The organism is Allomuricauda sp. ANG21, assembly GCF_040705235.1.
Classification (GTDB): Bacteria; Bacteroidota; Bacteroidia; order Flavobacteriales; family Flavobacteriaceae; genus Flagellimonas; species Flagellimonas marina.
The window spans coordinates 104,435-116,725 of record NZ_JBFCVT010000001.1 but is presented as its reverse complement, the minus strand read 5'-3'; the positions used below and the strand labels follow the sequence as shown (position 1 = coordinate 116,725).

At 41.8% G+C, this 12,291-nt stretch carries 11 protein-coding genes; 4 read left to right on the top strand and 7 right to left on the bottom strand.

Features of this window, described 5'->3' with window-relative positions; translation table 11 throughout:
* Position 1 precedes the first annotated feature (1 nt).
* Positions 2 to 637 (top strand): 16S rRNA (guanine(527)-N(7))-methyltransferase RsmG, encoded by a 636-nt coding sequence (gene rsmG, locus AB1A65_RS00625; protein WP_366584581.1) that lies wholly within the window; start codon positions 2 to 4, stop codon positions 635 to 637.
* A gap of 632 nt (positions 638 to 1,269) precedes the next feature.
* On the opposite strand, the gene AB1A65_RS00620 is transcribed toward rsmG, so the two are convergent.
* From AB1A65_RS00620 to AB1A65_RS00590, 7 genes are all read right to left on the bottom strand, one after another.
* Positions 1,270 to 2,307, bottom strand: coding sequence for a DJ-1/PfpI family protein (locus tag AB1A65_RS00620; protein WP_366584579.1), 1,038 nt, complete (start codon positions 2,305 to 2,307; stop codon positions 1,270 to 1,272).
* A gap of 74 nt (positions 2,308 to 2,381) precedes the next feature.
* Positions 2,382 to 3,341 (bottom strand): helix-turn-helix domain-containing protein, encoded by a 960-nt coding sequence (locus AB1A65_RS00615; protein WP_366584577.1) that lies wholly within the window; start codon positions 3,339 to 3,341, stop codon positions 2,382 to 2,384.
* An 8-nt stretch (positions 3,342 to 3,349) separates the two neighbouring features.
* Positions 3,350 to 4,114, bottom strand: coding sequence for a creatininase family protein (locus AB1A65_RS00610; RefSeq protein ID WP_366584575.1), 765 nt, complete (start codon positions 4,112 to 4,114; stop codon positions 3,350 to 3,352).
* 88 nt (positions 4,115 to 4,202) lie between these two features.
* Positions 4,203 to 5,831: an L-glutamate gamma-semialdehyde dehydrogenase gene (gene pruA, locus AB1A65_RS00605; protein WP_366584573.1), complete on the bottom strand. Its 1,629-nt coding sequence runs from the start codon at positions 5,829 to 5,831 to the stop codon at positions 4,203 to 4,205.
* A 76-nt stretch (positions 5,832 to 5,907) separates the two neighbouring features.
* Positions 5,908 to 6,294 (bottom strand): Co2+/Mg2+ efflux protein ApaG, encoded by a 387-nt coding sequence (apaG, locus tag AB1A65_RS00600; RefSeq protein WP_366584572.1) that lies wholly within the window; start codon positions 6,292 to 6,294, stop codon positions 5,908 to 5,910.
* A gap of 3 nt (positions 6,295 to 6,297) precedes the next feature.
* Positions 6,298 to 7,494, bottom strand: a complete 1,197-nt coding sequence (locus tag AB1A65_RS00595; protein WP_366584570.1) for a DUF3667 domain-containing protein — start codon at positions 7,492 to 7,494, stop codon at positions 6,298 to 6,300.
* Positions 7,495 to 7,523: 29 nt separating this feature from the next.
* A complete protein-coding gene (locus AB1A65_RS00590; RefSeq protein ID WP_366584568.1) occupies positions 7,524 to 8,759 on the bottom strand; it encodes a type IX secretion system plug protein domain-containing protein in 1,236 nt (411 codons plus the stop codon).
* Between the two features lie 160 nt (positions 8,760 to 8,919).
* On the opposite strand from AB1A65_RS00590, the gene AB1A65_RS00585 reads away from it, so the two are divergent.
* From AB1A65_RS00585 to AB1A65_RS00575, 3 genes are read left to right on the top strand one after another with little or no spacing between them, the layout of a single operon-like run.
* Positions 8,920 to 10,272 (top strand): Na(+)-translocating NADH-quinone reductase subunit A, encoded by a 1,353-nt coding sequence (locus tag AB1A65_RS00585; RefSeq protein ID WP_366584566.1) that lies wholly within the window; start codon positions 8,920 to 8,922, stop codon positions 10,270 to 10,272.
* Position 10,273: 1 nt separating this feature from the next.
* Complete coding sequence (locus tag AB1A65_RS00580; protein ID WP_366584564.1) at positions 10,274 to 11,539, top strand: NADH:ubiquinone reductase (Na(+)-transporting) subunit B; 1,266 nt, start codon at positions 10,274 to 10,276, stop codon at positions 11,537 to 11,539.
* Between the two features lie 2 nt (positions 11,540 to 11,541).
* Complete coding sequence (locus AB1A65_RS00575) at positions 11,542 to 12,291, top strand: Na(+)-translocating NADH-quinone reductase subunit C (RefSeq protein WP_366584562.1); 750 nt, start codon at positions 11,542 to 11,544, stop codon at positions 12,289 to 12,291.

The following is a 12,291-nucleotide window of genomic DNA, read 5'->3' as shown; positions in this document are numbered from 1 at the left end:
GATGAATGCGGATTTGGTCTTCAATTATTTTACGACGCTCAATGATGTGCAAAAACAGCATTTCAGGGATTTAGAGTCACTATACAAGGATTGGAATCAAAAGATAAATGTGGTTTCCCGAAAGGATATTGATGAACTTTACCTGCGTCATGTGCTACATTCGTTGGGGATTGCCAAGATTCAGGCATTCAATGAAGGGGCCGAAATTCTTGATGTAGGTACCGGTGGAGGTTTTCCTGGAATTCCGTTGGCCATTATCTTTCCTGAGGTAAAATTTACTCTTGTAGATGCCATTGGGAAGAAAATAAAAGTGGTCCAGGAAGTTATTGATGGACTTCAATTGAAAAATGTTACGGCCATCCATTCGAGGGTAGAAGATATAGACGGGCAGTTTGATTTTATTGTTAGTCGCGCCGTGGCCGCTATGCCCACATTTGTTCACTGGACAAGGGGAAAAATAAAAAAAGACCCCGCCCATGAACGTAAAAATGGCATTTTTTACCTTAAGGGCGGCGACCTTTCGGAAGAGTTGAAAGAGTATAAAACCGTTCAAATCTTCGATTTAAAAGACTATTTTCAGGAGGATTTCTTTGAGACCAAAAAGGTGGTCTACCTGCCCCAGAAGTTTCGGGGTTGATTTACGTTTAGGTGTTCAATACCCGGTAGTAAACCCCTCTGCACTTTCTGGAATACGTTTTGGCATACTGCCATTTACTGTTGAACCATTTGGCCAATTTCCCCCAAACATTTACTCGCTCTTTCATCTTAAATGGGTTTTAATGTATAAAAGTAATCAGATTACGTTCAGTTTACAATTAATTAACGTTAAATTTACATTAATAATATGTGTTTTAAGTCATTTGTGGCAAAAATAATGGTCTGGAAACTTTAGAATATATGGTAATGTATTGTTAATCAGAGTAATATGAGGTAAAATAGTCTTACTGGTAAATTCCAATTTATATCAATCATGGTTTGATGTAGGAAAGCAGGTCGTAGCGGTTGTCAGTGGCTGTATTTAGGAAATTATGGTCACCATGGGGTAAGGTCGCCATCTGAAAATTGGACATCTTCTTTGGTATAGCCATCATATTTAATGTGTTCGTCAGGTATGGGCTTCATATTGCAAACAAGACATATTCCCAGTTCAACATATACTTTATTATGGCAATCCGGGCGCATGGTGGACATTGATAGGTGCTACTTTGACCATGGATGTAGTGTAGAAGCAAAATAAATTAGAAGTTAAGAGAATTGGTTTTCTCAACATCATAATTTTTGAAACAGCTCTCCTTCTTGGCTGAGCTTGTATCCAATAATAACATCAGCTTCATTTCTTTGAAAAAATACAGGTTCGTTTCTTACATCGGAGAAAATATCATCTTTTTCGTGATAAACTGGGTAGGAAACACCATTAATTTTTGCCTCTAGGTTGCCCTCCCGCTTATTAAAGGTTAGATTGAATTCCGTGTTGTTCTTGTATTTATAGCTGCCCTCGAAATTTTTGAAGAAAGCGTCGGTTTTCCTTTTGGTATAGGGGTTGTCATCAGAGAGAATTAATCCATTGCCCAAATTCCAATTGTCATATTCCATGTAGTAGGCAGTCCGTTTGGCGGCATTCAACCCTTGAAGTTTGGCCACTAAGTGAAGAGCACCATCTATTCCGGCTGATATCCCCGCCGTGGTGATGACCTTTCCATTGTCCACAAAACGGACATTTTTGCGCACATTGATTTTTGGATAGTTCTTCTCTAAATCATCCAGTGCATTGTGAAAGGTAGTTGCTGTCTGTCCGTTCAAAATTCCAGCTTCGGCCAAAACAAAGGCTCCGGTGCAGACCGAAAAGTGATATTGTATGTTCTTTTGCCGCTGTACCCAATCTATCACCTTTGGGTTCTGGGAGGCCGCACCCGAATTGCCTCCAAAGAAAGCCAATATATCAGCGTTAGGGGCATTATCCACACTGTAATCTGGGGTAACGGTTAGAATTCCTTGCGATTTTATGGGTTGCTGGGTAGCTGAGACCGTAAAAACTTTGTATCCAGCATAGGCAAAAACCTCCATAGGCCCTGCAAAGTCCAACACCTCAACCCCGTCCTGTAGATAAAAGGCGATGGTTTTTAAATCACTTTTTTTGATGAGCACCATATTACAATGTGAGCAAACGCCCGGTGAATCGTGCTCGGTTTCATCACAAGAGGCCCCACAGGGTGGGCAAATGTACGTGGATTCCATTGGGATGCTGTTTTGGGCCAAGGAACACAAAGTGACCAGGCAGGTGGCTAAAAGAAAAATTGACTTGTTCATTTTTTGATGATTTTGTCAAAAGTACACCTTAAAGAAAAGTGCCCAAAGGACAATCATCCGCAGTATTGGGACAATTATTCGTGCCAATCCGAAGGGAGAGAAGTAGTGTGCTTTTTAAGAAGTGACCGCAGTTGATTTGGGCTTTGCAATCCACAGGCCGAAGCTACGGCACTTACTTTTAAACCAGAGGTTAGCATTTGTATGGCCCTTTCTACTCGAAGCTTCTCCACGTACTCACCAATGGTTATGCCAGTAGTTTTCTTGAACAACCGTGTGAGATTTCGGGAACTCATAAATACGCTTTCAGCTACTTCTTCTATGGTAGATTTGGTACTAAGGTTTTGGGCCAACATATCCTGAACCTGATGGATTCGGGTGTCGATATGGTTTCTGTATTGTAGAAAAACACTGAGTTGGGGGTCACTTTCGGTACGACGCAAATAAATCACCACTTCTTTGGCAATTTTGGTGACCACTACGGGTCCAAATAGCTCTTCAAGTACGAACATGGCCAAATCAATTCCCGAGGAAACCCCCGCGCTGGAATAAAGATTACCATCCTTAACAATCAACCTGTCAGAGAGCACTTTGGTTTTGGGAAATTTGGTTTGAAAATCTTCCAAGTACCTCCAATGGGTGGTACATTCCCGTTCATTAAAAAGGTTGGCAAATGCCACAAGATAGGCGCCTGTGCACACGGAGCAAATTTTGGCACCATTGGCATGTTGTTTTCGAAGCCATTCAAAAAAAGGCTCTATAGATTGAATGAAATCATTTTTTTTAATCAAATCTGACTCTAAACCGGGAATAAAAAGAAAGTCATTAGGCCCCAGCTCATAGGTGTGGAAGGGTTCTAAATTCCCCAGTAGCACTCCGGCACCAGAAATTTCCTCGATTGATGTCCCCAAGCTAAGATAATGGGCGGGGATATGCACTCCATAATCATTGGCTTCATAGAAAATATGCGCAGGACCGGTCATGTCCAGTAATTGAACCTTGGGAGGAACCATGAAAAAAACGCGATGCTGAGACATTTCTATTCTTATTCGTAAAGGTCATTGGTGTCCGCTTGGGCAATATCAATAAACAGTTGTCCCATTTTCTCAGAAATGGCTTTAAAGAACCGTTCACCTTTTTCTTTGGAGGCCATACTTGGGTCTCCAACCCCGGTATCTTCACTAATTTTTGACCATGGGCGCTCTGTCCATGCCCAACCTTCTCTAAATGCCTTGATTTTATTCTTTTTTTCGGCCCCACTGCCCCAATCTTTTTTGGGCAATACCAATTCTGGGGTAAGATGAAGAATGAGACTGGTTTCCATTTCATCGGCATGGTCTCCGGGTATATTAAAATAGTGTTTCCGATCTAACATAGCCGGCCAGAAAGTGAAGCAAATGAACATGTTGGGAAAAAGAAGGCTCAATTCGCGGATAATCGATTTAAAATTGTTTCCGCCATGACTATTCAAAATCATAAGCTTATGAATGCCCTGCCTATCCAAAACTGTTATTAGGTCTTTTAAAATGGCCAGTTGTGTGCTGGGATTTAGGTTCATATCCAGATAAATGTCAGACTGACCTGTGTTCACCCCAAATGGAATTGTTGGCAGAACCATAACTTTTGCACCTTGTTCCCAAGCTATTTTGGCTGACTCTTCGGCAATGGCCGTTCCTTCTATGGTGTCGGTGGAATAGGGTAGGTGATAATTGTGAGCTTCGGTGGCGGCCCAAGGCAATATGGCCAATTCAATGGACTCATCTTTCAGGTGTTTCCAGTTGGTTTCAGCCAATACGTAAGGTCTAGGCATTTGAAATAGATATTAGTCGGACATAAAAATAGCCGTTATCTCCTCAATTTTGGACATAACGGCTATCTATTTAAGTCAATTTTTATAATTATCCCAGGAATGGATATCTATAATCTTCAGGGGTTACAAAGGTTTCCTTTATCAATCTTGGAGAAACCCATCGCAACAAGTTTTGTGCGGAACCGGCCTTGTCATTTGTTCCTGATGCTCTTGCACCACCAAAAGGCTGTTGGCCTACAACGGCTCCAGTAGGCTTGTCATTGATATAGAAGTTACCGGCACAGTTTTGCAATGCTTTGGTGGCTTCGTCAATGGCATAACGGTCTGCGGAAAGCACAGCGCCGGTCAATCCATATTCGGAAGTGCCATCCACCAATTTTAAGGTGTCGGCCCAATCCTTATCGTCATAAATATATATGGTAACCACGGGACCGAAAAGTTCGGTACACATTGTAGTGTATTTTGGGTCGGTGGTTAAAATAACCGTGGGTTCCACAAAATAGCCTACGGATTTGTCATAATTGCCACCAGCAATAATTTCCGCATTATCATCTTTTTTGGCTTGGTCAATGTATTTGGCCAATTTATCAAAAGAGCCTTCATGAATCACCGCGGTAATAAAGTTGCTCATATCCGCAGGAGAACCAGGCTTGTTGAAGGATGCCAAATCAGCTTTCACAAAATCCAAAATTTCATGGGCCGTGGACTTTGGCAGGTATACCCGCGAAGCGGCACTACACTTTTGTCCTTGCAGCTCAAATGCCCCCCTAACGATGGCGGTGGATACTTGTTTGGGTTTAGCGGTAGGATGGGCGATAATAAAATCCTTACCACCGGTTTCCCCAACAATTCTTGGATAAGTTTTATAGTTGTGGATATTGTTTCCGATTTGTTTCCAAAGTTCCTTGAATACAAAAGTAGAACCTGTAAAATGCAATCCTGCAAAATCTGGGCTGGCAAGAATCACATCAGAAATCATTGCAGGGTCACCCGTGATCATGTTGATTACACCATCGGGCAATCCGGCTTCTTTGAAGACATCCATGATTACCTTGGCGGAGTAGACCTGACTATCGCTGGGTTTCCAAATCACTACATTACCCATCATGGCCATACAAGATGGCAAGTTACCCGCTATGGCGGTAAAGTTGAATGGTGTAATTGCATAGGTAAAACCTTCCAGCGGCCTGTATTCCACGCGATTCCAGATGCCTTCTGAAGATTCGGGTTGCTCCGCATAGATTTGTGACATGTACTCCACATTAAACCTCAAAAAATCGATAAGTTCACAGGCTGCATCAATTTCCGCCTGATGGATGGTCTTGGACTGCGCCATCATGGTGGCGGCATTTATTTTTGCTCTGTATGGACCTGCAATAAGTTCCGCGGCTTTCATAAAAACAGCAGCCCGTTGTTCCCAAGTTAAATTGACCCAAGCTTTCCTAGCTTCCAAACAACTGGAAATGGCTTCTTCAACATGTTTCTTTTCAGCTAATTGATACTGTCCTACCACATGTTTGTGTTCGTGCGGAGGAGACATAGGTTTGGTGTTTCCTGTTTTGATTTCTTTGGAACCGATGTAAAGTGGAACTTCTACCTGTCCGTTGTAATAGGCGTTGTACTGATTCAGTACTTCTTCACGTTCTGGAGTGCCGGGGGCATAACTTTTTACGGGTTCGTTATATGCAGTTGGAACTTGAAAAAAACCTTTTCCCATATAGATGCGCTTTTTTTGATGTTAAAAATTCCATCAAAGGTAAGGAAACAAAGGCCGAATAGAAAATGATATGGATTTAGTTTATGGCGAAAGGGGCGGCAAATTTGAAGGCGGGAATCTCCACTTCAAATTCTTCTGTAGTGGCCAAGTTCACCATATGGTAATACCCGTGCATGGCACCAATGGGGGAAGCGAGTAAACACCCAGAGCTATAGGTATGTGATTTGCCTGGCTTAATGACCGGTTTTCTACCGATTACGCCTTCACCATCAATGGTTTCAATGTCTTTGAGGGCATCAAAGATGTCCCAATGCCGAGCGGTAAGCTGAACAACATCCTTGCTCAAGTTTTCAATGGTGATGGTATATCCAAAGGCGTAGTGCATTTTGTAATTCTTAAAAAATGTGCCTTCAAAGGTGGTCTCCACCGATACTTTAATTCCTTTTGTAACTTGAGTGAACATAGGCTAATAGGTAAAAACACTTCCTGTAAACAACATGATTACCGTAAATACCGCCAAAAAGGTAAATATAGTGTTCAGAAAGAGATATTTAACAATGGTTTTGAACGTTCCCTGCCCGTAAAACTTCTTCATGGCCAAAAACAGGTATACACTAAATATAGTGATAAATATAGCTGCACTTGACACCTTAAAAATCGCATCTATTACCAAGCTAAGGATGAGCAAGATAAATAATAACGATTGGTTGTGAAAGCTAAAAATAAGATGATCGGTGTAGGTATATTTTTTTCTGATGTAGACCAACCAAATGAAGATGGCGAACACAGGTAAAAACAGGAAGATGACAAAAGGCAGCTTTGATATGGTTGAGTTTATGAAATCGCTGGGATGATCCATTATCCGTAAAAAGCTATTGGAAACCTGAAATGCCATTTTATTGGAAAGGCTGCTAGGAATGTTATATTTCTCCTGTGCATGTTGAAAACTATATAGGGTATCCACTTGGATCATCCGGCCAAAAAATTCCATTTTCGACGAAAATCTGTTTATACCGGAATTTTCCTCCTCCAAACTTTTAAAGTATCCCGAGGGGTCAGTGGCCATGAGTGAATCCCTGTTCACTTTTTTTAAGTTTGTGGCCACTATAAGGGAATCCAGAATGCTCACACCTTTCTTGACTTCTGGGGTATTGGCATCTGCCGGGTCCAAGTGCGCCAAGACTTCCGAAGTACGTTTTTTAAATTCAGTACTGTCCGACGAAAACGAACCTGAATTGGCATCATACATTATCGGTGATCCCATGGAAATATTTCTGTCAAATCTGGAGGCGGCCCGATCTAATCCGGTAAAGCGGTTGTTGAAGGTTACCATAAGGAAATAAAGGAACGCCAAACTCAATAAAAACCGAAATGGATTGGTGTATGTAACCCGTTTGCCATTAATATAATCCTTGGTAATAGTCCCTGGCCTGGCCAATAAAACGGACAAGGTTTTTAAAAGCTTGGAGTCATAATTGATTAAACCTGAAAAAAACTCATCCACAAAATCTTTCAAGGACAGTTTTTTGGTACTGTTGGCCTGTGAGCAACTTGGGCAATATTTGTCACTTATGTCCAAAGGATGTCCGCAGTTTAAACACTGATCGCCCCTATACCTAAGTTCGTAACGGCCTTTACTGACCAAGCTGTCTTTTTTTTCCATGCCCCAAAAAGGATTTGAAGCTAAGATAATTAATTGCTGATAGTTCTGGAATTCACGGAACCTATACCTATTATACTGTCATATAGCTCACCAAAATTTCTATAGTAGACCAGAATGAGATAATTGTTTTCGGTAAAGTGGAAATCACCGCTCACGAAGTTGGGTTCCAAAGTTCCATCGGCTCGTTCAACAACATACTTGTAGTTATAAAAGCCTTGTTTCATCAGTAAGGTAGCTTCAAATTTTCCAGTCTCCTCATTGAAGGTCATTTTGTTTTCTTCTGAAAGACCATAATTATTGAACTTTCCAACCACATATACATTGTCCAGCCCAATCTCATTGGTATAGGGAAGGCTGAAATGCACCTTAGTGTACTCCGCTTCGCGTGAAACATCTTCGCCTTGCAGGGTTCGTACCACAAAGTCTCCGTTGATATCGGGGAAATAGGTGTAAGGCTGATCGTTTCTATATTCGTTGGTGAACAGGTAGTGGTGGTAAACATCCTCAAATTCAATACGGGAGATTGCGAATGTGGGAGAGCGAAGGTCCTTGGTATCAAAATTCAGAAACTCATTGCCCCCATAAAAACTGGTTTCCTGATCGTATTTATAGACCAGTTCAGATCCAATGGTGTATTGGGGCTTAATATTATACAGGGCCGTTGGCCAGTAATGATTCTGTAAAATGGCGACCTTTATCTCATTCTTGGGGTTTACTACGGTAAATGCAGCGGTATTAATAGTAAACTGCACTACCTGCTTTTCATTCAGAAAATTAAAATCCCGAGAGCGCTTCACTACTCCGCCTACGGCCAAAGCATCTTGATATACCACAAACCTTCTTGAAAATTGAAGGTCACCATAGCTATTATAAATTTCCAGCACATAATTTCCACTGACCTTCAGTCGAACATTTTCATTAGGAATGCTCAATCTATAGTTGGAATAGGGCTGCAAGGTGGTGTAACTGTTTTCATAGTCAATGATGCGCTGGTTGTCGTTCCCCACCAAATACTGCGATTTTAGAAGCTGGGATGGGGTCCAATCGTAATCGCAGTGGATTATTTTATAATAATAGTCCTGTTCATTGGCAGTAAGGTCATCAAATTCCAGGGTCATGGATTCACCCAACTGAATAACGGGAAACTGATCTTCCGTTGGTCCTCTAAAAATGATGGTCTTTATGTTTTCTGGAGGATTTATCTCATGCTGAACCTGCGCGAAAACACTGGTTATACAGCACAAAAAAAATATTTGTTTGATCAAAAAGCGCATTTAGGCCTTATTTTTTGGGTAAAGGTAAACAAAAAGTGTGCCTTGAAAATTTAGGTCGATGTAATCCCAATTTTATGGTTAATAATTATGAAAACATCCCTTTTAGTAGTAAATTTGCCACCGATTTTGATAACAAAAGGTCTACAACAATATGTCTAAAGACATCCGGATTAGAAAGGGGTTGAACATCAACCTCATCGGGGCAGCAGAACAGACTACTTCCAAAGCCGTTTTAAGTAACGTGTATGCCCTAAACCTAGATGATTTTCATGGAATCACCCCCAAAATGCTTATCAAGCAGGGTGAGGAGGTAAAAGCGGGAGAACCTCTTTTCTATAACAAGAACAACGAAGAAATGCATTTTGTCTCTCCGGTCAGTGGGGAGTTGATTGAAATTGTTCGTGGTGCGCGTAGAAGAATCTTGACTCTCAAGATTCTTGCTGACAAAACCCAAAAGTATACGCAAAGTAAGGTTCCTGATTTGGATACTGCCGATGCAGACACCATTAAGACTTTCCTTTTGCAGAATGGAGGTTGGCCGTTTATAAAACAACGTCCTTATGATGTAATTGCAAACCCGGACGCCACACCAAAGGCTATTTTTGTTTCGGCCTATACCACTGCGCCGTTGGCTGCTGATGCGGATTACGTACTGAAAGGTAAAGAACAGGAGTTGGGGGCTGCCGTTATGGCCTTGAGTAAGTTGACCCCCGGGAAAATCCATGTGACCGTTGGAAAAACCAGTAGGTCTCCCTTTGTGGATGTTTCAGGTATTGAATTACATAAAATTTCAGGTCCTCATCCAGCTGGATTGGTGGGAACGCAAATCAATAAAATTGACCCCATAAATAAAGGAGAGGTGGTTTGGACCATATCTCCCCAAGATATGGTGCTTATAGGAGAGCTTCTGTTGACCGGTAAATTCAATGCAGAGCGTATTGTCGCTCTTTCAGGATCTATTATTAAGGCTCCTAAATACTACACTACTAAAATAGGAGCGGAAATTTCAACATTCCTATATGCCAGTGGTGTTAATGAGGATAGATATAGATTAATCAACGGTGATGTGCTTACCGGTAGAAAAACCAATACCGAGGGGTACTTGGGCTACTATAATAATACAGTTACCGCCATTCCAGAAGGGGACGATTATGACTTTTTTGGGTGGAACAGACCTATCTTCAATAAAATTTCAACCACCAGGGCACTTACTTTTTCTTGGCTTCAACCAAAGAAAAAATATGATTTGGACACCAATACCAATGGCGAGCACCGTGCTTTTGTGGTCACCGGTCAGTATGAACAAGTATTCCCATTGGACATCTATCCTCTCCAATTGTTGAAGGCTTGTATGGTAAAGGATTTGGATGAAATGGAACAATTGGGACTCTATGAAGTGGCCCCAGAAGACTTTTCACTCACAGAATTCATATGTATCTCAAAACAACCGCACCAACAGATAATCAGAGAAGGATTGGATTTGTTGCAAAAAGAACTAGGATAATATGGGAATGAAAGAAAAATTACATCAGTTAAAGTTAAAGTATCAGGGCAAAAAAATGGCTCCGGCCTTCAATGCGCTGCATACATTTCTATATACCCCGAACGAAACAACACATTCCGGTGGACACATCCGTGGAGCGGACGATCTTAAACGTACCATGAACACTGTGATCATGGCCTTGGTGCCCTGTTTGCTGTTTGGAATGTTCAATGCTGGGTATCAACATTACTCTGCCATCAACGGTTTTCCAGCGAATTTTGACTTGTTCGAACACTTTTTGACTTGGGAAAACTTTTTGGTGGGAATCACTACCGTGTTGCCATTGGTCATTGTTTCCTACGGAGTAGGTTTGGCCATAGAATTCTTGTTCGCGGTGATTAAAGGTCACGAAGTTGAGGAAGGCTACTTGGTAACTGGAATGTTGGTGCCATTGATTGTTCCTGTAGACACACCGCTTTGGATGTTAGCCGTGGCCGTTGTCTTTGGCGTTGTCATTGGTAAAGAAGTTTTTGGGGGAACAGGAATGAACATTTTAAATCCCGCCCTTACCATCCGTGCCTTTTTGTTCTTTGCCTATCCTACTTGGATGAGTGGGGATAAGGTTTGGGTACATGAGGGCGTTGAGAGGGCTGGTACCGCTGATGCCATTTCTGGGGAAACCGTTTTGGGGTATTTGGCTCAGGGCAATACAACAGAATTGTATCAAAAATACGACTTGGCAGAAATGTTTTTCGGATTTATTCCGGGCTCTGTTGGAGAGACATCAACCTTACTAATTGTTTTGGGAGGTCTATTCTTGATTTTCTCCAAAATAGCCTCATGGCGTATCATGTTGAGTGCCGTATTGGGTTCCTTGGCCATGGGCTTGATTTTCAACGGTATTGTAGATGCAGGTTGGTTGCCAGAGTACAGCAAATTCTATGCTCTAATGAGCTTCCCATACTGGCAGCATCTGTTGGTAGGTGGGCTTATCTTTGGTATTGTGTTCATGGCTACTGATCCCGTAACAGGGTCCCAGACCAATAAGGGAAAATGGATCTACGGATTTTTGATAGGATTCATGTCCGTTATGATTCGCGTGTTCAACCCAGGGTATCCAGAAGGGGTGTTCTTGGCCATTTTGTTGATGAATGTATTTGCACCGACTATTGATCATTACGTGGTACGGGGCAACGTTAAAAAGAGATTGAAACGATTGAAGACAGCAACTATTTATCCCAAAGCTTCGGATGAAGAAGTTGATGCATTAAAAACGGAAACAGCTTAATTATGGCAATCAATACAGAAAAAAATAGCTATACCGTAATTTTTGCGGTTGTGATGGTAGTGGTTGTAGGCTCCCTGTTAGCCTTTTTGGCATCGGGGTTAAAACCAAAGGTTGATGAAAACCAGCGGTTTGAAAAGCAACAGAATATCCTCTATGCCATGGGGGTAAATGACAATGAAGGAGAAGGCAGCGTTAGCTTTGTTCCAACTTCGGATGTGGAAAGTGAATTTTCTAAATACATCAAGGAACAGTTGGTGATTGAAGGTTCAGAGGCCAAGGAAAAGCAAGATGCCTATTTGATAGATATGAAAAAGCAGCTCAGCACCATTAAAAGTGGAGGCAATGCAGAATTACCTTTGTTGATTGGTGAAAAGGACGGAAAAGAATACTACATTATTCCTTTATATGGAAAAGGACTGTGGGATGCCATCTGGGGCTTTATGTCCGTGGATGAGAACATGGTGGTGCAAGGTGTTTTCTTTGACCATAAGGGAGAGACACCTGGGCTTGGGGCCAACATCAATCAGCGTTTTTTCATGGACGATTTTGAAGGCGAATCCATTATGGACGGTAACCGCTACGCCGGTATTGCCGTGGCCAAAGGAAACAATGACCCTTTAAACCAGAACAAGGACGATAACGAAGTGGATGCATTGGCTGGCGCTACCATAACAGGAGATGGCGTTTCCGCAATGATCAAAGACGCTTTAAAGCTTTACAAACCGTATTTAGAAACTGTAAGAAAAAAATAA

Excerpts from the sequence above, each read along its gene's own strand:
- AB1A65_RS00585 (WP_366584566.1), top strand. The coding sequence starts at position 8,920 with ATGTCTAAAGACATCCGGATTAGAAAGGGGTTGAACATCAACCTCATC.
- pruA (WP_366584573.1), bottom strand. The coding sequence starts at position 5,831 with ATGGGAAAAGGTTTTTTTCAAGTTCCAACTGCATATAACGAACCCGTA.
- AB1A65_RS00595 (WP_366584570.1), bottom strand. The coding sequence starts at position 7,494 with ATGGAAAAAAAAGACAGCTTGGTCAGTAAAGGCCGTTACGAACTTAGG.
- AB1A65_RS00610 (WP_366584575.1), bottom strand. The coding sequence starts at position 4,114 with ATGCCTAGACCTTACGTATTGGCTGAAACCAACTGGAAACACCTGAAA.
- AB1A65_RS00580 (WP_366584564.1), top strand. The coding sequence starts at position 10,274 with ATGGGAATGAAAGAAAAATTACATCAGTTAAAGTTAAAGTATCAGGGC.
- apaG (WP_366584572.1), bottom strand. The coding sequence starts at position 6,294 with ATGTTCACTCAAGTTACAAAAGGAATTAAAGTATCGGTGGAGACCACC.
- AB1A65_RS00620 (WP_366584579.1), bottom strand. The coding sequence starts at position 2,307 with ATGAACAAGTCAATTTTTCTTTTAGCCACCTGCCTGGTCACTTTGTGT.
- AB1A65_RS00575 (WP_366584562.1), top strand. The coding sequence starts at position 11,542 with ATGGCAATCAATACAGAAAAAAATAGCTATACCGTAATTTTTGCGGTT.
- AB1A65_RS00615 (WP_366584577.1), bottom strand. The coding sequence starts at position 3,341 with ATGTCTCAGCATCGCGTTTTTTTCATGGTTCCTCCCAAGGTTCAATTA.
- rsmG (WP_366584581.1), top strand. The coding sequence starts at position 2 with ATGAATGCGGATTTGGTCTTCAATTATTTTACGACGCTCAATGATGTG.